Source organism: Streptomyces sp. ERV7 (genome assembly GCF_001653515.1).
Taxonomy (GTDB): domain Bacteria; phylum Actinomycetota; class Actinomycetes; order Streptomycetales; family Streptomycetaceae; genus Streptomyces.
In genome coordinates this window covers 1-21,693 of record NZ_LYOY01000009.1, presented here as the reverse complement: position 1 = coordinate 21,693, position 21,693 = coordinate 1, and the positions used below count along the sequence as shown (strand labels likewise).

Sequence of the window (21,693 nt, the reverse complement as noted above, 5' to 3'; positions counted from 1 at the left end):
CCGAGGCCCCCATGCGGTTCACCGTGCCACCCGAGGCACTCGGCAGCGCGCGGTTCCGCGACGCGCACGGCGTCCGGTACGCCTACGCGGCGGGCGCGATGTACAAGGGCATCGCCTCGGTCGACCTGGTCACCGCGATGGGCCGGGCCGGGCTGCTCTCCTTCTTCGGCACCGGAGGCCTCGGCCTGGACACGATCGACGACGCCCTCACCCGGATCCGCCGCGCGCTCGACCAGGGCCAGCCGTTCGGGGTGAACCTGCTGAGCAATCCGCAGGAGCCCGATCTGGAGATGCGCACCGTGGAGCTGTATCTGCGCCACGGTGTCCGCACGGTCGAGGCGTCCGCCTACATCCGCCCCACGCTGCCCCTGGTGCGCTACCGGCTCGCCGGGCTCTCGCGCGACGCGGCCGGCAACGTGGTCCAAGGCCACCACATCGTCGCCAAGGTGTCCCGCGCCGAGGTCGCCGAGCGGTTCCTGCGGCCCGCGCCGCCGGAGCTCGTACGGGAGCTGGTCGAGCGCGGCCTGGTCACCGCCGAACAGGCGGAGCTGGGCGCGCGACTGCCGCTCGCCCAGGACCTGTGCGTCGAGGCCGACTCGGCGGGCCACACCGACGGCGGCAATGCCTATGTGCTGATGCCCGCCATGCGCGCGCTCCGCGACCGTATCGGCGAGGAGGAGAGGTACCCGGAGCCGGTGCGCCTGGGGGCGGCCGGCGGCATCGGCACCCCGGAGGCGGCGCTCGCCGCGTTCACCCTGGGCGCCGACTTCATCGTGACCGGGTCCATCAACCAGTGCACGGTCGAGGCGGGCACCAGCGACGCCGTCAAGGACATCCTCCAGGAACTCGGCGTCCACGACACCGACTACGCGCCCGCCGGGGACATGTTCGAGGTCGGCGCGAAGGTCCAGGCGGTGCGCAAGGGGCTGTTCTTCCCGGCGCGCGCCCAGAAGCTGTACGAGCTGTATCTGCGCCACGACTCGCTCGACGACCTGGACGCGCGGACGCGCGCCACGCTGGAGGAGAAGTTCTTCCGGCGCTCCATCGACGAGGTCTGGGCGGAGACCCGGGCCCATGTCGCCCGGCGCTTCCCGGAGCGGCTCGCGGAGATCGAGCGCAGCCCCAAGCAGAAGATGGCGCTCGTCTTCCGCTGGTACTTCGTCCACTCCACCCGCCTCGCCATGGCGGGCAGCGCCGAGCAGCGGGTCGACTACCAGATCCACTGCGGCCCGGCCATGGGCGCGTTCAACGCCTGGGTTCGGGAGACCCCGCTGGAGAAGTGGCGCGAGCGCCGGGTGGTCGCCGTCGCGGAGCACCTGCTGCGGGAAACAGCGGCCCTGCTGGGCCAACAGCTCAGAATGTACGGGAGTCACGCATGAAATCGGTCTATGTCTTCCCCGGCCAGGGCTCGCAGCACAAGGGCATGGGCGAGGGGCTCTTCGAGAAGTTCCCGGAGCTGGTGGCCCAGGCCGACGCGTGCCTGGGCTACTCCATCGAGGAGCTCTGCCTGCGCGACCCGGACAAGGTGCTGGCCAGGACGGAGTACACCCAGCCCGCGCTGTACGTGGTCAACGCCCTCACCTATCTGGACCGTACGGCGGGCGGCGAGCTGCCCGCCGTGGTGGCCGGGCACAGCCTGGGGGAGTACTGCGCGCTGTTCGCGGCCGGTGCCTTCGACTTCCTCACCGGGCTCCAACTGGTGCGCAAGCGCGGCGAGCTGATGAGCCGGGCGCCCAAGGGCGCCATGGCCGCGGTCGTCCGTCTTGACCAGCGGCGAGTCGAGGAGATTCTCAAGGGCCTGCCGTTCCGCAACCTCGACATCGCCAACATCAACTCGCGCGAGCAGTGCATCGTCTCCGGCGAGTACGACGAGGTGTTCGCCCCCGAGCTGCGCACCGCCTTCACCGACGCCGGGGCCGCCTTCATCCCGCTGAACGTCAGCGCGGCCTTCCACTCGCGCTGTATGACGGAGGTGGAGGAGGAGTTCGCCCGCTACCTCGCCGGCTTCGAGCTGCGCGCACTGACCATCCCGGTCGTCGCCAACTACACCGCCCGCCCCTACCCGGAGCAGGGGTACGCGCAGTATCTGACGCGCCAGATCTCCAGCCCCGTGAAGTGGTACGAGTCCATGTCCTGGCTGATCGGCCAGGGATACCGCACCTTCCACGAGATCGGCCCCGGCCGGGTCCTGGCAAAGCTGACCGACCAGATCCTCAAGGACCCACTGCCGCCGGCCGAGGAGCCCCCGGCGCCCGTGGTCAGCGCCCGGCCGCGCACCGAGCTGGTGTTCATGTACGGCGGCCAGGGCACCCAGTACCACCAGATGGGCCGGGAGCTGTACGACACCCACCCGGCGTTCCGCCGCGCCCTGGACCGCTGCAGCGCGGCCCACCGGGCGGCGGGCGGTGCCTCCCTGGTGGAAGCGATCTACGACGATGCGCACAAGGGCAAGGCGTACGACTCCATCCTCACCACCCACGCGGCGCTCTACAGCATCGGTCTCAGCCTCACTGAGACCCTGCGCGAGGAGGGCATCCGGCCCGACGCCGTCCTGGGCCACAGCCTCGGCGAGTACATCGCGGCGACCGTCGCCGGGTCCATGGACTTCGAGGACGGGCTGCGGCTGGTGATGCGCCAGGCCCGGCTGCTGGCGGAGCGCGGCGACGGCGGCATGCTGAGCGTCCTGGCCGCGCCCTCACTCTTTGCGGACCGGCCCGACCTGTTCGGCGCGGTGACTCTTGCCGGGGTCAACTACGACCGTAATTTCCTGGTCAGCGGTGCCGGGGACCAGCTCGCGCAGCTGCAGGCCGGGCTCGACCGGGAGGGTCTGATCGCCGTGCGCCTCCCGGTTCGCCAGGCCTTCCACTCCCCGCACCTGGACACCATCCGCCCCGACATCATGGACGCGGCTCGGGCGGTCCCGCTGAGCTCCGCACGCCTGCCGCTGTATTCCGCCGCGCACGCGGCGAGGGTGGACCCGGGCGCGCCGGAGCACCTGGAGCGCTATCTGTGGGACGTGATCCGCGAGCGCGTCCGGTTCGACGAGCTGATGGCGTCCGCCTTCCCGGAGCCCGAGCGCCATTTCTTCGTCGACCTGAGCGCAAGCGGTTCGTTCGCCAACTTCCTCAAGCACGGCTACGGCCCGTCCCACCGGGGAGCGCCCGCGATCAACCAGTTCGGCAACAACACGGCTTCCCTGCGCAGGCTGCGCGAGGCGCTGCCCCACGAGTGAGCCGGCGGTCCGCCGCCGTGCGGTGCTGGTGGACGCGCCGGCGCAGGGTGGCCAGGTCGAGCAGCGGCGGGCGACCCGGTGGGAGGGGGCGCCATCGGCCGGGACGGCTCCGTCGTGCCCGTTGCACACCTGCCTGTGCACGCATTGTGCAGAGGCTCGGCACGACACGCACACCTCCACGCGGCGCGTCGGCCTAGATTCGGGGTCACCGGGGACGACGTCTCGGCGTGAGCGCTGTGCGGCCCGACCACGCGGGTCCGCGTGGTGCGCAGCGCTCGGCGGGCGGCCAATCCAGCACCCTGTTCAGGTCAGGCGACCACCATGGGAGAACTCGTATCATGCGTACTCGCGCCCTACGTGCTGCGGCCACTGCCGCGTTGCTGCTCGGCTTCGGTCTGCCGGGTGTCTCTTCAGCCCACGCGGAGGCCTCTGGCGGTCCGGTTCCCGGCATGCCGTTGCAGAACATCACTCCGTCGGGTTCAAGCAAGTGTGCGACGCCTCAGGGCAACAGCACCGCGAACGGGACGCGCATCACCCTGTGGGACTGCACGGGAAGTGACGCCCAGGTGTGGAGGTGGAGCGGTGACAGGATCGTGCACGAGCAGAGCGGAAAGTGCCTCACCCCGGAGGGCGACCGTATCTACTCCGATGGCGCGGTGCTGACGCTGTGGCCGTGTACGGGTGCTGAGAGCCAGGACTTCGACCAGTCCGAGTTGGATTACTTCAGGAACATCAAGACCAGCCACTCCAACAAGTGTCTCACCAACTACGGGGGGAACTTCGGCAACGGCACCTGGGTGACCCTGTGGACGTGCGCCGGCGGCGACCCCGCGGAGCAGAACTGGCACCTGGAGCTGTAATCCACGGTTGAGGACGGCGACTTGATCGTCCATCACGGCCAGAACCAGGATGGTTCCCGAAGCCGCCCGGCACCCAGCAGTGCCGACCACGCCGCCCTTTCACGACCGCCCAGCCCCCACACCCCAGACAGACCTCGTGACCGGAAGCCGGCGGCATCCCGTGATGCCGTCGGCTTCCTCCGCCGCGTGCCATCAGCACGACGGAACGTTGCACATGTGAGGAACCGCTATGCCCAAGACCCGCATCATCCGACAGGTCTCCGCCGTTGGTGCCGCCGTGGCTGGCCTCGTTCTCGCCGGACCCGCGCCTGCCCAGGCCGGCACCACAACCCCCGCCACTTCCTGCCAGAACATCTGTGTCCTGGATGCCCGCACCGGCGCCCACTCGGACTTCGACCGTCTGGTGTTCGACCTGAGCGGTACGGGCCTGCCCCAGGTGCAGGCCACCGCGAGCGCGGACGGCACGTATCACACAGCAGGTGACGACGAGATCAGACACCTGCAGATCCCGGGGAAGTCCTACCTGCTCCTCGACGTCTCCGGTGGAGCTGTCGCTCTCCCCAGCGGGCCTGACGCCTACACCACTCCCAGGGTGCAGTCTGTTTCCCTGCCCTCCCTCAAGGGTGTGGAGATGGCCGCAGGCTACGAGGGCCATGTCACGTTCGGCCTCTCGCTGGGCGACTACTCCCAGTACAAAGTCTTCACCCTGACCTCACCGAACCGCGTCGTCGTGGACGTCTACCACTGAGCCCCCGCCGGGGGGTTATGCCGCAACGCGCGCGTGCGGCAGGGGAGTTTTCTGCCCCGCAGGTGTGCGGGCGATCCGTTCATCGGAGATCTGTTGGCCGCACCGGATGTGCGGACCAGCTGCGTACACACCCGCACTGGCGGGGGCAGCCCAGTGAAGGCTTGGTCCCACCGACCGGGTGAACTCGGCTGTGCCCGAGCGGGCACAGCCCCTAACCGACCAGATATACGGGGGAGTTGTCTCTTGAGATCCATCCGACGGGCATGCATACCGGTAGCCGCGGTGGCTGCCTGTGCCGCCTTGACCGGGGGCTTGCTCCAAGCCGTTCCCGCGGCCGCCGCCCCGGCCCTCTTCGCCGGAGACGTCCCGCCACCCGCCACTTCCGTACGTGTGGACAGTCCGGGCGAGACGCTGGGCAAGGACTGGAAGACCTCGAAGGACCGGGCTGTGACCGGCGCGGCCGACGCCAAGGCCTTCAAGATACTTGTCGCCGATGAAGCAGAGGCGTACGAGTGGAAGACGGTCGCCGCGCTGGCGGAGCCCGGAGTGCCCGCCGACTCGTGGATCGGCAACCAGTGCGTCATGGACGACTCCCATGTGGCCGCTGTGTACGCCCCGCGCGCGTTCACGAACAAGCCCGACCTGATGCAGGGCGGCGCGTTCACGGCGATCGTGAACACCAGGACGGGCGAGGTGACGAAGCTGCCGTTCACCGCCACGCTCGCCTACTTCGACCCCGCCTGTAACACCACCACGCATACGGCCGCCTTCACCCAGTACCGCGACATGAACGACGCGGCGCAGGTGAAGACGCAGGTGATCACCGTGGACACGGCCGGCACCGCGGTCGCGAAGACGGGGGAGCTGCGCGGGCAGGTGTCGTCGGCGGCACCGGTGAAGGACGGTGTGGTCGCCGGTCTGGGCCGCGATCTCGTCCGGATCGACGGCAAGGGGAAGATCCGCCGTCTCGCCAGGGGCGACAGCATCCCCTTCGACATCCGCCCCATGGCAGGTGACCGGATCGGCTTCGTGGACCGCAAGGACATGAAGACGGCGCAGGCGAAGGTGTACGGCGGCCGCGGTGAGCCGCTCACGGTCGCCACCGGGCGGCTCGGCGACCTGGAGCTGGTGCCCGGCGCGCAGGGCCGCGTCTTCCTCACCGGCCGCCCCCAGAACGTCAAGGTGAAGGGGAGTGGAGTCACCCAGCTCGACGCGCCGGCGGACACCGACGTCTCCTCCCACGGCCACTTCGCCGTCGCCCCCGTACTCACCCCCGGTGTCCGCGCCGGACTGACCCGGATCAAGGCGGCCGGGAAGGGCTTCGACAGGCCGGCCGAGCCCGAGGCGGGGGTGCGTTCCCGTTCCGGGATGGCCCCCGAAACGTCGGACAACGACACCACGATGACCATCAAGTCGACCGTCACGGCGACGGGCAAGGAGGTCCAGCAGCGGGTGGACCCGACGCGGCAGAGCCCCGTCGACGGTCTGTCCCCGGCCCTGACCGGCGACGCCAAGCCGCGTACGCTGCGCCGTGCGGCCGCGGCCGGGCCCGACTCCCACGATCCCCGTGACACCGACCGCTGGTGCTCCGTCTCCCGTAACGACATGAGTGTGCAGGCGCTGCAGCCGACGTCCAACCAGGTCGAGTGGGCCGTGGACATGGCCGTACGCGGCGAGCTGCGCAGCAAGTGGATCCGGCAGGGCGACTACCGCGGCCAGGCCGGGCTCCTTACGATCGACCCCCAGGGCCTGTTCCCCCGCCCGGAGCTGAAGGGAGGCGGCAGGATCCCCGCCAACGTGCTGCTCGGCATCCTGGCGCAGGAGTCCAACCTGTGGCAGGCCGAATCCGGCGCGGTCCCCGGCCAGATGGGCAGCCCGCTGGCAGCCGTGGACGGCTACTACGGCCACAGCACGAAGGACACCCTGCTCGGCTACTGGCGCATCAACTGGGACAAGTCCGACTGCGGTTACGGCGTCGGCCAGGTCACCGACGGCATGCGCCTGCAGGGGCATGAGAAGACCGGCGAAACGAGCCTGGAGCCGGCGCTGCAGAAGGCGATCGCCGTCGACTACGCCACCAACATCGCCGCCTCCATGAAGATCCTCTCCGACAAGTGGAACGAGGTGCACGCCGACGGGCAGAAGATCACGGTCAACAACGACGATCCCTCCCGCATGGAGAACTGGTTCACGGCGGCCTGGAACTACAACCTCGGCTTCAACCCCAAGTCGGCGGCCGGCCAGAACGGCGGCAGCTGGGGCCTGGGCTGGTACAACAACCCCGCCAACCCCATGTACAAGAAGGGCGCCTGGGACCACCCGTTCATGGATGTGAGCCTCAACTCGAACAACATCCGTGACGCGGCGACTCCGCAGTACTGGCCGTACGAGATGAAGGTGATGGGCTGGTCCGCCTGGTCCATCGACAGCGGCTTCTCCTACGCCACGGACGGCCGTCAGGACTGGAAGGGTGAATCAGGGTTCTCCTCCGCCGGCTTCAACCCCTCCTGGTGGGCCACCTTTGAGGACCGTTCCCGCGTCAGCCCGCCGATCAGCACCTTCTGCAACACGAAGAACAACTGCAACCCCGCCAGCCCGGTCGACTGCCCGGACGAAGCCTGCTATCGGCAGTTCTGGTGGAACCAGGAGAACGCCACGTGGAAGCCTGACTGCGACCAGACGTGCGGCCACGAGAACATCAAGTACCAGACCCTGCGCGCCGAGCCCGGCCGCGGCTACCGGCTGAAGAACGGCTCTCCGGTGTGCACCGCCCCGGCGGGCTCCGACGTCGTCACCTCCATCCCCACCGGCACGGAGACGTGGTCGGCCTGCGGGAAGGCGGCGTCGACGGGCGCGTTCCAGTTCACCTTCCATCCCGACTGGGACCAGCACTACGAGGCGAAGGCCGATCTGCATTCGATCGGCGGCGGTCACGGCGGGCACTTCTGGTACACCCACACCCGTGACGAGGACCACCTCGGCGGCGATGGCAACCGGATGACGATCACAGGCGAGTGGACGGCGGGCAAGACGTACGACCTCGCCGCCGTCTACGCCTACATCCCTGACACCGGAGCGCAGACCAAGGACGCGAAGTACGTCATCAGCGGCGCTGTCGGCGGCCCGTACGAGCGCTACGTCGACCAGGACGCGAACAACGGCCAGTGGGTGCCGCTGGGCGCGTACAAGTTCACCTCCACGCCGAAGGTGACACTGGCGAACTACTCCAAGGGGGGCACCGCCGACCGCGACATCGCCTGGAACTCCGTCGCCTTCAAGCCGATCAGGGGCACCTTCGTCCAGCGCTCCCTCACCGCGGCCGCGATCTTCGACCCGAATCAGGAGCTGAACTCCAACTGGCCGGTGTCGACGGAGATCAACTCGCCCGTGCGGTCCATGAAGTCCCTCTACGACTGGGGGCTGGGCCTGGCCGACAAGGGCCCGCTGTGGAACAACCCGGAGGGAGCCGACGCCCGCGGTCTGTCCTCCGAGGCGCGCTGCCCGACGGCGAAGTCCGTCGGCGAGTGCACGGGGCAGCAGACGTGGGACGTGGCTGATCAGTGGGCCAAGGACATCAGGGACGGTGGATCGGCTCCGCGCGCCGACGGCTCCGCCCCCGCGATGTCGATCCCCGTATGGATGGCCATGTCCAACCTCCGTCCGGACGTGTCCAAGCCCGCCTCCGAGGCGTACAAGGACCCGAACAGCTACAAGATCAAGTCTGATGTGAACGTGACGTTCGTGGTCGGCGAGGACGGGAAGATCGTTGACGGCAGCGCCGGGTCGAACTACCGGGCCCGCGTCGGCAACGCCCACCTGCCCCACTTCGTCACCAAGATCATGAAGACGATCGAGGCGGACTACGGGATTCCCGCGCCGGACATCGACTACACCACGCAGGACGCGCTGGAGTACGGCAACGTCCACACCTCCCACCCCTACACGGACGGGGACACTCCGGGGCAGGCGTACTTCCCGCACTTCCGCGGGGCGCGCATCGACGACGCCAAGCAGTGCGTCGACTTCCGTGCCGTCGGCGGCGGTGTGCACGGCTACCGCGCCATGATCGGCCACAAGTCGGTCAACGACAACGTCAAGGCGTGGGTGGACAAGGTCAACGCGAGCCTGCAGACCAACCACGCGGTGAAGCGGTTCGCCGGAGACGTCTACGCGATGTTCTTCAAGAACACCGGATCGTGGAACAACAACATGGGCGGCTCCATGATCGGTAACGCGCCCCCCATCTGGCAGGACATCGCCGCGGCCTTCTGTGCCGACGGGTCCGTGAAGCCGATGCACCTGCAGAGGAACGGCGACGCGACTCCGGCCAACGGCATCGTCTTCCAGTCCTACATGCCCGACCTCTACCTGTACGTCGACGACCAGCTCACCGACAACCTCGGCCGCCGGTCGAACCAGAAGATCAGCGGCGGAGACTGGAGGAACTTCTCCAACTTCCCCGCGACCGCTCCCAACGGCAACGCCTATGGAACCTGCTCAGCGGCCACCCGCGGCAGTGGCGGCAACCCGTGGGGCGTCGACGCCCCGGCACCGATCATCGGTGACGGCCCGGGAAACCGGCCGAACAAGGTGGTGCACTGCGACGCCCCGGCCAACGAGTTCACTGCCAACCTCACCCGGTAACCGCGTCGGCCACCGCGTGATGTAATGCGAGGAGAAGGGGGGCAGCCATTACAGGCCGCCCCCCTTCTCCTCGCGCACACCATCGGAGAACTCCTCATGGGCATGCTGTACGTCGCCTTCTTCGCCGCGATCCTCTACCTGGTGCCGGTGACCCTGCTGTGCCGGAGGGTCGCGAACAAGACCACGGCGCGGACTGGCTGGGCGATGGCCTTCCTGCTGATCGCCCTCCCGGTCATCCTGCTGACGATCGGCGCGATGATCGATGCGGCGAGAGCTGCCACATGACTGACTTACCTGATCACCGACGCGACCAGCATCCCGCCCGCCCCCGGACCGGCAGCGGGCGGCGGTGAAGGGGCTGATCCCTGGCTGCCCGCAGCACTCGCACGGGGCCCTGGCCATCGAGGCCGCCGTACCCCGCAACGCCCCAACGAGGGTGGGCGGCCGTCTCGGAGGCCGCCCACCAGGTGTCACTCTGTGCGATCAGGGAGCGAGCACGATCGTCTTGCCGGGCAGGCGCCCGGCGCCGGCGTCCGCATGCACGGTGGCCAGTTCGGCCATCGGGCGGTGGGCGGCGATGTGGAGCTGGAGCTCGCCGGTGTCCACCTTGGTGACCAGCTCGGTGAGCTGGGTTCGGTCGCTGCGGACCCACAGGCTGGCGCTGCGCACCTTACGTGCGGTGTCTTCGGGAATCGGGCCGGCTGTACTGGCGCAGACCCCGCCCTCGGCGACGTAGCTGGTGAGCTGGGCCAGCTCGTCGGGGGAGAGGCGTACGTGGTTCACCACGGCGTGGAAGGGGCCGCCCACGGAGGCCGGGCCCGCGGCGAGTGTGAGGGGGGCGACGACCCGGTCCACGCCGTAGCCCCGCAGGCGGTCGGCGTGCTGCGGTGCGTCCACCGCGGTCACGTGGGCCCCGGCGCCGACGGCGAGCTGCACCACGAGGCTGCCCACCGCGCCGCCCGCCCCGTTGACCAGAACGCTCTGGCCGGGCTTCAGTTCGGCGAGATCGAAGGCCGTCTGCCAGGCCGCCAGGCCGGTCAGAGGCAGCGCCGCGGCATCGGCCAGCGCGATCGACCGGGGCGCCGGGGCCAGGGACTCGGCGGGGGCGAGAACGTACTCGGCGGCGGCTCCGGCGGAGTCGAGAGGCAGCATCGCCACCACCCGGTCACCGACCTTGAGGCCCGTCACTTGCGGGCCGAGTCCGGCGACGGTGCCCGCCAGGTCGATTCCCGGGACGTACGGGAGAGCGATCGGGATCATCTCGGCCAGCACACCCGCGCGGATGTGGTCGTCGACCGGGTTGAACGACGTGGCCGCCACTCGCACCAGCACCTGCCCGGTGCCGGGAACCGGGCGGTCGACGTCCTCGTGCGCAGGACCTCGCTGCTGCCGAACTCGTGGAAACGTATTGCCTTCATGGCACTTCCTTGAGGGTGTGTTGATGCCGTCGCCGAGGGACGCGGCGATCGAGTGGGTAGGTGGGGAACGTCGAGGTGCTCAGGTCAACTGCACAGAACGGGTGGAGTTGCCCATGACCATGCGGTCGATGGCGCTCACGGCGCTGGCGGGGTCGGTGGCGGCGCCCACGGTGAGCAGCAGCGGGACGAAGTGGTCGGCCGTCGGGTGGGCGACCGCGGCGCCGGGTGCTTTCTCGCGGTAGTCGGCCAGAGCGTCCGCGTCGCCGCGGCCGAGGGCGTCGACGGCCCATTCGTCGAAGGCCGCGGTGTGGGCGGCGAGATCCGGCTGGCGGAAGACGGCGAAGCTGTGCGTCATGAAGCCCGAGCCGAGGACGAGTACGCCTTCTTCGCGCAGCGGCCGCAGGCGTGTTCCGAGCCGGAGCAGCGCGGTGGGGTCGAGACCGGGCATCGACAGCTGTACGACGGGCACGTCGGCCGCGGGGTACATGGCCATGAGCGGGATGAAGGCGCCGTGGTCGAGGCCGCGGTCGGTGAACTCGTGCACCGGTGTGCGGCCCAGCAGTCCCGTCAGGCGCCGTGCCAGGTCGGTGGCGTCCGGGGTGGCGTAGGGGAGGGTCTTGTAGCGGGGGTGGAAGCCGCTGAAATCGTAGTGGAGCGGGGTGTCGGCCGCGGCTGCGGATATCGCGGCCGGTGCGTGTTCCCAGTGGGCTGAGATGACGACGATGGCCCGGGGTTTGGGCATCGACTGGGCCCAGTCGAAGAGCTCGGTGAGCCACTGCGGATCGTCGAGGGTGAACGGAGCCCCGTGGCTGACGAAGAGGCTGGGCAAGGGGCCGTCGGAGGGGTTCCACGCCTGCTGCTCGCGTGCCTGCGGCAGGACTCGGGCGAGGAGGTCGTCGTACGCGGCGGCCGGTGCGCGCGACGGGTAGGGGGAAGTTAAGCCGTTCGGGGAGGCCAGGCTGCTCGTGGTGGTCATCGACATCAGCTCCTTCACTTGCCTTGGCAAGTGAAAAGGTAGTCCACGATGAGTTGCTCAGGCAAGTGATTCGAGTTGCCTGGGCAAGTATGATGGGGTTCATGAACACCCAGTCACCCTGGCTCGACGACGACCAGCAGGCCCTGTGGCAGGAACTCCTGACCGTCGTCATCGCCCTCCCGGCGGCCCTCGACCGCCAACTGCAGCGAGACGCGGGCATCTCCAACTTCGAGTACGGAGTGCTGGCCCGGCTGTCCATGGCGGACGACGCCACGATGCGGCTGAGCGACCTGGCCCGGGTCTGCGACAGCACCCAGCCCCGCCTGTCGAAGCTGATGGACCGCTTCGAGGCCCGGGACTGGGCCACCCGCCGCCCCGACCCCGGCGACGGCCGGTACACCCTCGCCACCCTGACTGACGCCGGCCGGCAGAAGCTGGCCGACAGTGCACCCGAACACGTGGCGCAGGTGAAAAGGCTCGTGTTCGATCCGCTCAGCGCCGCTCAGCGCCGCCATCTGGAAGCCGCACTTACGCGTATCGCCGCAACGGTGCGCCAGGAACTGGAATGAGGCTGAGCTCCGCCCTCGGATCCCCCTGACCTTGATACGGGGGGACCCCGCGCGATGTGGTGCGCGCGACGGTCCCGTCGGCGGTCATCCCGTTCGATGCGGTGGCTTGTAGAGGTCGTCGAGACGGAGTGGCGCGGGCTGGGGCAGGGGTGCCTCGTCCGTCGGCGGGCACGACTGGAGGAAGTAGGCGAGCAGGCGGCGGGATGCGGCCATGGAGGCCGCCGGGGAGTCTCGCAGGACGCCGTTGTTGGCCAGGAGCAGGAGGGTGACGTCGCTGACGTCGAAGTCCTTGCGCAGTTGTCCGGTGTCCTTCGCGCGCTGTACGAGCCGGGCGAGGGATGCCTCGGCACGGGCACGCTCGTGGTGGATGTCGGGCGCGTCGGGAAATTGGGAGAGGAATGCGGCGCTGAACCCGCGGTCCTGAGCCTGCATCATGCACACCTTGGTGAGGACGGTGCGAAGCCCGTGCCAGGGATCGTCGTCCTGAAGGGCCTCGTCGAGGGCCGCGACGCACTGGCTGAGCTGTTCGGAGAACGCCGCGGCGATCAGCGAGCCGCGTGTGGGGAAGTGCCGGTAGAGGGTGGCGGCACCCACGCCCGCTCTGCGGGCGATCGCGCTGGAAGGCACATCGGTGCCATCGAGGGCGTACGCCTCGCGGGCGGCCTGGAGCAGCCGGGCGCGATTGTGCCGGGCGTCGGCTCGCTGCCCCGGGGCCGGGGCGCCGGAGGAGGGGTTCCGGGACAGTTGCACAGGCATGTCTCTCACTTAATCACAAGTGAAAGGGGTTGTTCGTTTAGGGAGTTAGCGTGATCTGGTGCCGCGGTGCCCCGCGGCCGGCCCAGTGCCGCAGGGCTGGGCAGCTGCGAGCCTCTCCTGCTGAACGGCATGCCATGTGTACGGAGGTTGTCCGTGTTTGCTGTGCGATACCACCGCTATGGCGGTTCCGAGGTCCTCTGCGTCGAGGAGGTCGAAGAGCCGCACGCCGGGCCAGGTCAGGTCCGCATCGCGGTGCGGGCCACCGGCGTCACCCCTGCTGACTGGTACCTGCGCTCAGGGATGCTGCGGTCCATCGCGAGCGTGGACTTTCCCCATATCCCGGGTATGGATGCCGCCGGAATCGTCGACGAGGTGGGAGAGGGGGTGACCGGCACGACCGTGGGAGATGCGGTCTTCGGCCTCGTCCCGTTCGCGGATCAGGGGGGTGCCGCAGCCCAGTACGCCGTGCTGGAGGCGTGGGCGCCCAAGCCTCAGTCGTGGTCCTTCGAGGAAGCGGGGGGTGCTGCGGGCAACATCGACACGGCCACGCGGGTGCTGGACGCCCTGGACGCCGCCGAGGGCATGACCTTGTTGATCGACGGTGCCGCCGGAGGCGTCGGCACCATCACCGCGCAAATCGCCCGCGCCCGCGGCCTCACCGTGATCGGCACCGCGAGCGAGGGCAACCACGCCTTCCTCGACCAGCTCGGTGTCATACCGGTCACCTACGGGCCGGGGCTGGCCGATCGCCTTGCCCCACTGGCTCCGCAGGGCGTCGATGTGGTTCTGGACGCGGCGGGGAAGGGCTCTCTTGCCGAACTGGTGGCCCTCGCCGGCGACCCGCACCGCGTCGTGACCATCGCCGACTTCGACGCCGACCGACACGGAGTGCGGTACTTGCGCTCCGAAGCAGGACAGTCGCCGGGCTGGGCAGGGCTGCCGCTGGCGGCCGACCTCGCCGACCACGGCCGCCTCACCGTCCCGCTGCACGCCGTGTTCCCGCTGAAGGAGATCGCCACGGCACATGACGTCAGTGCCAACGGCCACGCGCGCGGCAAGATCGTCATCACCGTGCCCTGATACGGCGAACGCTTCGGCCCGCAGCCGGCGGGCTGTGGCAGGGTGGCTCCACGGCTGGGGCCCCAAGACGCTCCGACAACGACCTGCGCGAGGGGTGCGGGACCCGGGCTCCGAACCCCTGAGAGGAGACGGCAATGGGCGGACAACTCCCCAAGCGGTACTCGCCCGAAGGCACCCCGCTGGGCCGCAGTGCGGACAACATCTGGTTCGGCCCCAGCTACTCCACCGAGACTCCCCGCGCCGCCCGACTGCGGTGGCGGATCAGGGACGTGCTCCACCGGCCGGTGAAGAACAGCAGTCAGCGCTGAAGTGCAGCCGGGGGCCGTTGAACCAGCTGGTGTAGTGGTCCCCGCGCAGGCGGGGGTGAACCAGCGTTGCGCACGAGGCCGCACGAGCCGACGGCCTGGTCCCCGCGCAGGCGGGGTGTGCTTTTGCTTCGGGTGCTCTCCATGCGGGGAGAGGCGAGCGTCCACCTTGGGGAGGACGGCGACGCAGGGGGGCGTTCGGCTGCGCGTCAGGCGGGGTTGGGGGGCAGTGCGTGGAGAACGGCAGCGAGGCTGTGTGGGTCGCGGCGGGCGATGTTGTGGCCGACGGGGATCTCGTGAACGCGCCAGCCCGGGGTGTTGCGCAGCCGTTCGGTCAGGGGCACGAACGGGCTACCGGGCCAGGCGCCGCCGCTGATGAACGTTCGGCCGAGCGTGCGGCTGGGGTTGTTTCCCAGCCTGATCGACTGGACGAAGCTGGCCAGTGGGTGGGGTCGTGCGCGGGGGTCGAGTCCTTCGGGGACCGCGACCCATCGACCGTCGGCGCGGGCGCCAGTGATGAACAGCTCCCGGAAGGTGTCGCTGGTCAAGGACCAGCACGAGTCCCCGTCGTCGGGAACGTAGGCGTCGATGAAGACGAGTTGTCCGAGGCGGTGGCTGAGCTGATCGGCGACACCGGCGATCACCATTCCGCCGTAGCTGTGCCCGCACAGCGCGATGGGTGTCGTGTCGCCGCGATCGATGATCTCGGCTACCTGGGCGATGTGGGTGTCGAGGTTCGGGGGACGGTCCACATCGACTGGGCCGTCCGGCTCCAGCCCCGACAGGGTCACCGCCTCGACGTGGTGACCTTCTCGTTGCAGTTCGGCAGCCACCGAGCTGAACGCCCATCCGCCTTGCCAGCCGCCCGGCACCATCACGAACTTCACCGCGTCATCGTAGGCCAAGCGGCATTCGACGCGTACAGCTGGTGATCGCAGGCCTCGGCAACGCTCGGGCCGGCGGCGAACCCAGGCGTTTCCACGATGTTGGTTCGCCGGACAAGTCGGTCCACGAACGGGCAACGCCACACCATCAGGAACGGGATTCAACGTCCCTCGGAGAGGGATGTGGTGCCCTCCTGGTGAGGGGGATCGGCATGGTCTATGGCCGCCACTCTCGTCTGAGGAGCCCGAACACCCACGAGTCGGATACCTCGCCGTTCACGACGCAGTCCTCCCGCAGGGTTCCTTCCCGTACGAATCCGATCTTCTCCAGAACCCGGCCGGATGCCGCATTGCGTGTATCGGCCTCGGCCTGAACGCGGTTGAGATCCAGTGTGTCGAACGCCCAACTCAGCAAGGCGTGCGCGGCTTCCGTCGCGTAGCCCTGGCCCCACATCGCCTCGTCGAGGCAGTAGCCCAACGACGCGCTGCGGTTGCCCGGGTCCCATCCGGTCAGACTGCACCAGCCGACGAAGACGCCGTCAGAGGCACGGTCTATGGCCACCCGCGCCCCTGTGCCTTCGTCGGCCAACTTCCCACACATCGTGAGGAAGCGCTCGGCGCGAGCCCGGTCGCTCCACGGCGCGGAGTCCCAGTAGCGCATGACACGGGTGCTGCTGTGCAGCGTGAACAGGTGGTCCGCGTCGGCATCGGTGAAGGGCCGCAGTCGCAGGCGGGTGGTGTGCAGGATGGGCGTGGCCAAGGTCATGCGCACCATCTTGCGTCTCATGCGGGTGGGCACAACACCGAATTTACGATCCCGATCTTGCCCCACCCTGGACAAGACCGCTACCAGAAGCGGACTTGCCGACCTCTCAGACGTGCCCGGTGTGGTGGAACACGATGGGCGACCGGCTCTGCCCCACCAGTAACTCGCGCTGGGCAGCCCCTGGTGCAGGCCCGGCAGCTGATCCCGGCAGACCTGGCGACCTGTGCAGGGGGCCACGAAGTGGCGCAGGGACCGTAGCCGCACGCTGCCCCGATACCCACCAGGTATCGGGGCAGCGTGATAGGTCTTGGACACTGGCACGGTCCAGGCGGTGCACTCGTGGGCATGACCAAAGAAGCCAGGCCCAGCGAGCCGCAGGCCGCCATCGACGCGATGAACCGCTACGCGACCGCGCCTGCCTGAAGCCGCCAGGCCGCGCGGTCCGCCAGCTCCCCTTCTGACCGGCCGGGCCGCGACGCTGTTCGCCTTTCGGCGTCCGGGCCCCTCGAACGACCGCACCGGGCCTTCTCCAGGGCTCTTCTGACATCCGACGCAATCGACGGGGCCCCGGGAGCCGGTGGCCCCATGAACGGGAACCATGAACATCGCCTATTGGATCGTCGCGGGACTCCTCGCCCTCTTCTACTTCTACGCGGGCGCGATGAAGGTGATCCGCAGCCGCGATCAACTGCGGCCCATGATGGCCTGGGTCGACCGTATGCCGTTGCCCGTTGTCAGGGCGTTGGGGACGGTCGAGATACTCGGCGCGACCGGACTGGTCCTGCCGCCGCTGACCGGCATCATTGCTTCGCTGGCGCCGGCCGCGGCCATCGGCTTCGTTTGCCTGCAGATCGGTGCGGTCGCCGTCCACCTGACCGGCGATGACCGCCGGATCACACTCAACCTTGCCCTCCTGGCCACCGCGGCTGTGACCATCTGGCTGGCCACCGGGCTGTGATCGCGCACAGTTCACGGCCGAAGGACGCGCCGGACCGTCAACCGCCCTGCGCCCGCTGTCATTTGCTCTGCGATGCCCCGATGGATCGGAACGAGGAGAGGTTCTTGGGCGGTACTCAGCCATATCGTGCTCGGGGGAGCCGCCAGTTGCCGCCGCGGTCCTCCTTCGACCAGCGCGCGACGAGGTCGGGGACGTGCAGGAAGCAAGCCAGTGCGGTGGCCGCGTGGAAGGCGTCGATAGCGCGCTGGGTGATAGGCAGGCCCAGGCGCAGGAGTCGCGGATTGACCTCCGCCTGGATGTGGTTGACGAAGGGCCGCAGCACGGTGTCGTAGTTCGCCAGTGCGGTCGGCGGATCGTGCGGGTGTCGATTGATCTCGTCGGCCAGGATGTAGGCGCCGACCAAGCCGCCGGAGACTCCCATGCCGCTGTAGGGGGAAGCACAGTGCGCGGCGTCCCCGGCCAGGACCACGCGGCCCTTGGACCAGGTGTCGGTGCGCACCTGGGCGATCTCCTGGGAGTAGAAGAAGGGGCTGGTCTTCATGCCCTCGATGAAGCGCTCGGTCTGCCATCCGGCGTCGCGGAACCTGCTCGCCCAGAACTCCTGCTGACGTTCGACGGGTTCCCGGTGGATCGCTGAGGCTTCCTCGGATTCTTCTCGCATCACGAAGTAGACCTGGGTCTCGGTCGGATTGTGGCTGCGGCGCATGATCTGACGGCCGCCCGGGACCATATAGGTGTCCCGGATGTTGCTGTCGCAGTCGATGCGCGGGACGAACCAGTACGCCATGTGGATGCCGACTCGCCAATACGGGTCGAAGCCCTCCGGGAGGATCGCCCGGCGGATGCGTGATCCCTGTCCGTCCGCGCCGACCAGGAGGTCGTACTCGCCGGACGACCCGTCAGAGAAGTGCGCGACGACCTTGTGCTTGTCCTGCTCGAAACCGTCCACGCTCGTGCCGAAGACGTACTCGGCGTCGTGCTTGGTCGCATCGTTGAGGATGCGTACCAGGTCGCCGCGCATGATCTCGTACTCGGACGTCAGCGTCTGGCGGCCCTGCCCGGAGGTGTTGGCCATGATCGTCGCTTTGGCCTTGCCGCGGGCGTCGACGAAGGCGACGCCCTTCTCGTCCACGAGCTTGCCCCGGACGTCGTCGAGGAGTCCCATGCGGCGGACGGCCTCGATGCCCTGACCCCGGAGGTCGACCTGGGCGCCGGTGGCTCGCAGGGCGGGGAAGCGTTCGACGACGGTCACCCGGTGGCCGCCCCGCGTCAGCCAGAAGGCCAGCGCCTGGCCCGTGACTCCGCCGCCGGCGATGAGGACTCGCAAGGATCGCGTTCCCGAACCCTGTGCCATGTCCACCACTTCAAAATCTATCGGTGAATGATTCCTTTCCAGGGTTATCTATCGGCGATAGATTGTCAACGTGACAAAGATGAGCCGTGAGACCGTGGTCGCCGAGGCGCTCGCCCTGCTCGACGAGGTCGGCCTGGATGCCGTCAGTACACGACAACTGGCGAAGCGACTGGGTGTCGAGCAGCCGTCGCTGTACTGGTACTTCCGCACCAAGAAGGACCTCCTGGCCGCCATGGCGCAGGTCGCGATGGCACCCCATGCGAACGCACCGCTGCCGACGCCTGAGGACGACTGGCGCGAATGGTTCCTGGAGAACACCCGCAGCTTCAGGCGCACCCTGCTGATGCGCCGCGATGGCGCACGCCTCCACGCCGGCTCCATGCCCACCGCAGACCTCGACCGGATCCGCCACAAGATGTCTTTCCTCGTCGACTCCGGCGTGCCCGAGCGTGACGCACAGATGGCGATGCTGACGGCCAGCCGCTTCACGGTCGGCAGCGTCCTGGAAGAACAGGCGGACTCCGGCCCCGGCAACGGCCCGGACCTGCCGGCCGACACGCCACTCATCGATCCTGAATCGGCGTTCGAGGCGGGACTTTCCCTCATCGTGGACGGCTTGACCCCGCGCATCACGGCGTAGAAGCCGGACGGTCTGTCTGCCGCGTCCTGCCCGCGCGAGCCCGCCGTATCTCCGCGCCCCTCCTGCGTCGATCATCCCCACACGCGGGTCACCGCAAAAACCCTGTGAAGGGCTCGGCAACCATGAAACGACTGGTGCAGCGGGCCGTCGACCGACCACCCAGGCGGCCGGGATCGGGGCCTTCCTGAGAGGCGCCCGTGCCGTGGCTGGCGTGCGTGGTGCCGTCACCGGAACCCCGGCGGCTCTCGTCCCTGACCGGTTGTGCGCTGTCGTGCCATTTCCTGGGCGCAGGAGGTCAACGAGGCCGGTCGGGTCGCTCGTAGCTTGAAGACGTGCCGAGCCGCGGACGCGGCGGGCGCGCTACCGATGGTTGCGAAAGGACCCCTCATGTTTGATATCAACAAGGTGCAGGCTGCCCCCAGTTCGGACCTGCTCACGCCGGACAACGCGGTCATGCTCTTCGTCGACCACCAGCCGCAGATGTTCTTCGGCACCGGCAGCGGCGATCGTTCCGCGATCATCAACAGCACCGTGGGTCTCGCCAAGGCGGCCAAGGCGTTCGACGTTCCGGCCGTCCTGACCACGGTCGCCGCCGAGTCGTTCTCCGGGCCCCTGCTGCCGCAGCTCGCCGAGGTGTTCCCCGGGCACGAGGTCATCGACCGGACCAGCATGAACGCCTGGGAGGACGAGGCGCTCGTCGCGGCGGTCAGGGCGACCGGGCGCAAGAAGATCATCCTGGCGGGTCTGTGGACCGAGGTCTGCCTGGTGCTGCCCGCGCTCTCGGCGCTGGAGCAGGGGTATGAGGTGTACGTCGTCAGCGACGCCTCCGGCGGCGTCAGCCCGGCCGCCCACGAGCACGCCCTGCAGCGGATGATCGCCGCCGGTGCGGTGCCCGTGACCTGGGTCCAGGTCCTTCTGGAGCTGCAGCGCGACTGGGCGCGGCAGGAGTCGTACGGCGCGGTCATGGAGATCGTCAAGGCCCACGCCGGTGCGTACGGCCTGGGCGTCGTGTACGCGCAGAGCGTCATCGGCGCGCACGCGGCCGGCTGACCTCTGTGGACACCGGCATTCTGATCCTGCGTCTGCTGGTGGGGCTGCTCGTCGCCGGCCACGGTGTGCAGAAGGTCAGCTCGCACCTGGGCGGCAAGGGGCTGGCGGGCGGTACCGAGGAGTTCCGCGCCGACGGTTTCCGCGGCGGTGCGCTCACCGCGCTGGCGGCGGGCGGCGGTCAGATCGGCTCGGGCCTGCTGCTCGCCGCGGGCCTCCTGACCCCGCTCGCCGCGACCGGCGCCACCGGGGTGATGACGGTCGCGCTCACGGTGAAATGGCGCCACGGGCTCTGGGTGCAGAACGACGGGTACGAGTACCCGCTCGTCCTCATCGGCACCGCCGTCGCCCTCGCCGCCACCGGCCCCGGCGGCTGGTCCCTGGACGCGGCTCTCGGCCTCACGCCCTACCCGCTGTGGTGGGCCGCCCTCGCGCTCGTGGCCGGTCTTGGCAGCGGACTCCTCACCCGGCTCGTCCTGCACCGGTCGGCCCCGGCGGCACCGCACGCCGCCGCCCCCGGCAGTCGCTGAGCGCTCGGCGCGAGCCGCGCAGACCGGGTCCGGCCGCCCGTGTACCCCCGACCGGGTGGCCGGGCCCTTCCCACTCTCTTCCTCCTCAGGAGTACTCGATGGACACCCTCACGCCCCCGCACGGCGGCGGCCAGCCGCTGCTGCACCAGGAGGGTGCCGAGACCCAGGCGTTCGGCACGCTCAAGCAGTTGCCGATCGGCCTCGGCCACGACACCCGTATGTACGGCTGCCAGCGGCTGAACCGCGTCCTGGCCGACACGCAGATCCTCTACTCCCTCTACAAGAAGCACCACTGGCTCATGCGGGGGGCGACCTTCTACTCGCTCCACCTGATGCTGGACAAGCACGCCGAGGCCCAACTGGCCATCGTGGACGCGCTGGCCGAGCGGGTCCAGAGCCTTGGTGGCGTCGCCGTCGGGGACCCTCGCCATGTCGCGGAGCTGACGGCGATCCCCCGTCCGCCGGACGGCGTCGAGCCGGTGCCTGTCATGCTGTCGCGGCTCCTCGATGCGCACGAGCGGATCCTGATCGACGCCCGGGACGCCGCCGCCCGGCTCTCCGGGGAGGGCGACGAGGGCAGCGCCGACCTCCTCGTCTCGGATGTCGTACGTACCGGCGAGGCGCAGGTGTGGTTCCTGGCCGAGCACCTCGTGGACACCCCTTTGGTGCGGGGCTGATGGACACGTACGGCGTCATCGTGGTCGGCGGCGGACCGGCCGGCGAGGTCGTCGCCGAACGGACCGTCCGGTCGGGGCTGACCGCCGTCGTGGTCGAGGCCGAGGCGGTCGGCGGCGAGTGCTCCTACCGTGCCTGTGTACCGAGCAAGGCGCTGCTGCGACCCGGCGCCGCCCTAGCGGCGGCCCGCTCGGTGGACGGGGCACGGCAGGCGGTCACGGCGGTCCTCGACCCCGGGCGCGGCCCTGGCC

At 69.2% G+C, this 21,693-nt stretch carries 21 protein-coding genes; 15 read left to right on the top strand and 6 right to left on the bottom strand.

Annotation, left to right across the window (positions count from 1 at the left end):
- From A8W25_RS05665 to A8W25_RS05640, 6 genes are all read left to right on the top strand, one after another.
- On the top strand, positions 1-1,379 hold a 1,379-nt coding region (locus A8W25_RS05665), incomplete at its 5' end, for a PfaD family polyunsaturated fatty acid/polyketide biosynthesis protein (RefSeq protein ID WP_199831674.1).
- Positions 1,376-3,232, top strand: coding sequence for an ACP S-malonyltransferase (gene fabD / locus A8W25_RS05660; RefSeq protein ID WP_067156935.1), 1,857 nt, complete (start codon positions 1,376-1,378; stop codon positions 3,230-3,232). The genes A8W25_RS05665 and fabD, both read left to right, overlap by 4 nt.
- A gap of 338 nt (positions 3,233-3,570) precedes the next feature.
- Positions 3,571-4,092 (top strand): RICIN domain-containing protein, encoded by a 522-nt coding sequence (locus A8W25_RS34725; protein ID WP_079125839.1) that lies wholly within the window; start codon positions 3,571-3,573, stop codon positions 4,090-4,092.
- A gap of 229 nt (positions 4,093-4,321) precedes the next feature.
- Complete coding sequence (locus tag A8W25_RS05650; RefSeq protein ID WP_067156929.1) at positions 4,322-4,840, top strand: AMIN-like domain-containing (lipo)protein; 519 nt, start codon at positions 4,322-4,324, stop codon at positions 4,838-4,840.
- Positions 4,841-5,230: 390 nt separating this feature from the next.
- On the top strand, positions 5,231-9,484 hold the full coding sequence (locus tag A8W25_RS05645; RefSeq protein WP_067156926.1) for a hypothetical protein: 4,254 nt from the start codon (positions 5,231-5,233) through the stop codon (positions 9,482-9,484).
- A gap of 96 nt (positions 9,485-9,580) precedes the next feature.
- The gene (locus tag A8W25_RS05640) at positions 9,581-9,769 is read left to right on the top strand and encodes a hypothetical protein (RefSeq protein ID WP_067156923.1); all 189 of its coding nucleotides are present in this window, start codon (positions 9,581-9,583) and stop codon (positions 9,767-9,769) included.
- A gap of 198 nt (positions 9,770-9,967) precedes the next feature.
- Here the strand turns inward: A8W25_RS05640 and A8W25_RS05635 are convergent, their stop codons facing one another.
- Together A8W25_RS05635 and A8W25_RS05630 are read right to left on the bottom strand one after the other, a co-directional pair.
- Positions 9,968-10,804: an NADP-dependent oxidoreductase gene (locus A8W25_RS05635; RefSeq protein WP_234386279.1), complete on the bottom strand. Its 837-nt coding sequence runs from the start codon at positions 10,802-10,804 to the stop codon at positions 9,968-9,970.
- Positions 10,805-10,981: 177 nt separating this feature from the next.
- The gene (locus tag A8W25_RS05630; RefSeq protein ID WP_067156949.1) at positions 10,982-11,878 is read right to left on the bottom strand and encodes a DODA-type extradiol aromatic ring-opening family dioxygenase; all 897 of its coding nucleotides are present in this window, start codon (positions 11,876-11,878) and stop codon (positions 10,982-10,984) included.
- Positions 11,879-11,979: 101 nt separating this feature from the next.
- On the opposite strand from A8W25_RS05630, the gene A8W25_RS05625 reads away from it, so the two are divergent.
- Complete coding sequence (locus A8W25_RS05625; RefSeq protein WP_067156920.1) at positions 11,980-12,447, top strand: MarR family winged helix-turn-helix transcriptional regulator; 468 nt, start codon at positions 11,980-11,982, stop codon at positions 12,445-12,447.
- 84 nt (positions 12,448-12,531) lie between these two features.
- On the opposite strand, the gene A8W25_RS05620 is transcribed toward A8W25_RS05625, so the two are convergent.
- Positions 12,532-13,203, bottom strand: coding sequence for a TetR/AcrR family transcriptional regulator (locus A8W25_RS05620; RefSeq protein ID WP_067156917.1), 672 nt, complete (start codon positions 13,201-13,203; stop codon positions 12,532-12,534).
- Positions 13,204-13,356: 153 nt separating this feature from the next.
- On the opposite strand from A8W25_RS05620, the gene A8W25_RS05615 reads away from it, so the two are divergent.
- Positions 13,357-14,283, top strand: a complete 927-nt coding sequence (locus A8W25_RS05615) for an NADP-dependent oxidoreductase (protein ID WP_067156914.1) — start codon at positions 13,357-13,359, stop codon at positions 14,281-14,283.
- Between the two features lie 134 nt (positions 14,284-14,417).
- Entirely contained in the window at positions 14,418-14,591 is a 174-nt protein-coding gene (locus A8W25_RS33835; RefSeq protein WP_158942416.1) for a hypothetical protein, read from the top strand.
- Positions 14,592-14,797: 206 nt separating this feature from the next.
- On the opposite strand, the gene A8W25_RS05610 is transcribed toward A8W25_RS33835, so the two are convergent.
- Complete coding sequence (locus A8W25_RS05610) at positions 14,798-15,475, bottom strand: alpha/beta fold hydrolase (RefSeq protein WP_234386277.1); 678 nt, start codon at positions 15,473-15,475, stop codon at positions 14,798-14,800.
- A 214-nt stretch (positions 15,476-15,689) separates the two neighbouring features.
- Complete coding sequence (locus A8W25_RS05605) at positions 15,690-16,238, bottom strand: GNAT family N-acetyltransferase (RefSeq protein ID WP_067156944.1); 549 nt, start codon at positions 16,236-16,238, stop codon at positions 15,690-15,692.
- Positions 16,239-16,836: 598 nt separating this feature from the next.
- On the opposite strand from A8W25_RS05605, the gene A8W25_RS05600 reads away from it, so the two are divergent.
- Complete coding sequence (locus tag A8W25_RS05600) at positions 16,837-17,196, top strand: DoxX family protein (RefSeq protein WP_067156911.1); 360 nt, start codon at positions 16,837-16,839, stop codon at positions 17,194-17,196.
- Positions 17,197-17,311: 115 nt separating this feature from the next.
- Here the strand turns inward: A8W25_RS05600 and A8W25_RS05595 are convergent, their stop codons facing one another.
- Positions 17,312-18,523: an FAD-dependent monooxygenase gene (locus A8W25_RS05595; protein WP_234386275.1), complete on the bottom strand. Its 1,212-nt coding sequence runs from the start codon at positions 18,521-18,523 to the stop codon at positions 17,312-17,314.
- Between the two features lie 106 nt (positions 18,524-18,629).
- On the opposite strand from A8W25_RS05595, the gene A8W25_RS05590 reads away from it, so the two are divergent.
- The 5 genes from A8W25_RS05590 to A8W25_RS05570 all read left to right on the top strand — a co-directional run.
- Positions 18,630-19,190 carry a TetR/AcrR family transcriptional regulator C-terminal domain-containing protein gene (locus A8W25_RS05590; protein ID WP_199831673.1) on the top strand — a complete coding sequence of 187 codons (561 nt, stop codon included), beginning with the start codon at positions 18,630-18,632 and terminating at the stop codon, positions 19,188-19,190.
- Between the two features lie 387 nt (positions 19,191-19,577).
- Positions 19,578-20,240 (top strand): hydrolase, encoded by a 663-nt coding sequence (locus A8W25_RS05585; protein ID WP_067156905.1) that lies wholly within the window; start codon positions 19,578-19,580, stop codon positions 20,238-20,240.
- 5 nt (positions 20,241-20,245) lie between these two features.
- The gene (locus tag A8W25_RS05580) at positions 20,246-20,767 is read left to right on the top strand and encodes a DoxX family protein (RefSeq protein ID WP_067156902.1); all 522 of its coding nucleotides are present in this window, start codon (positions 20,246-20,248) and stop codon (positions 20,765-20,767) included.
- A gap of 98 nt (positions 20,768-20,865) precedes the next feature.
- Positions 20,866-21,444: a Dps family protein gene (locus A8W25_RS05575; protein WP_067156899.1), complete on the top strand. Its 579-nt coding sequence runs from the start codon at positions 20,866-20,868 to the stop codon at positions 21,442-21,444.
- On the top strand, positions 21,444-21,693 hold a 250-nt coding region (locus A8W25_RS05570), incomplete at its 3' end, for an FAD-dependent oxidoreductase (RefSeq protein ID WP_158942414.1). The genes A8W25_RS05575 and A8W25_RS05570, both read left to right, overlap by 1 nt.